General features: G+C 60.8%; 1 protein-coding gene. It reads right to left on the minus strand.

The features are described 5' to 3' along the window. Positions 1 to 5 precede the first annotated feature (5 nt). On the minus strand, positions 6 to 342 hold a 337-nt coding region (locus tag AX744_RS07595; RefSeq protein WP_231728761.1), incomplete at its 5' end, for a WXG100 family type VII secretion target.

The raw sequence follows: 342 nt of genomic DNA on the forward strand, positions 1-342 counted from the left end.
GTGTGTCAGCTGCCGGCGAGCTGCTGGTCCAGATCCTGGATCGCCCGCATCATCCCCAGCAGCGACTCCGACATGTCATTGATGCCATCGACCGCCGTCTTCAGACCCGTCGTCAACTCCGTGTACCCCTCACCGAACTTCCCCGACGCATGCTGCGTCTTGAAGTCATCACCCAGAAGAGTGTCGACCTGACCCTTCAGCGTGTCCAGCTGACCCTGAATGTCATCACGAGCCTGCGACAGCGAACCCGCCACCTGCTCCATCTCCGCATAAGACGCACCGAAATCGGCCATCGTCCACACCTCCGCAAATCGAGAGAACCGGACCCCTCCGGCCCGAATA

The sequence above is a fragment of the Microbacterium sp. CCH5-D1 genome, assembly GCF_001557335.1.
Lineage (GTDB): Bacteria > Actinomycetota > Actinomycetes > Actinomycetales > Microbacteriaceae > Microbacterium > Microbacterium oxydans.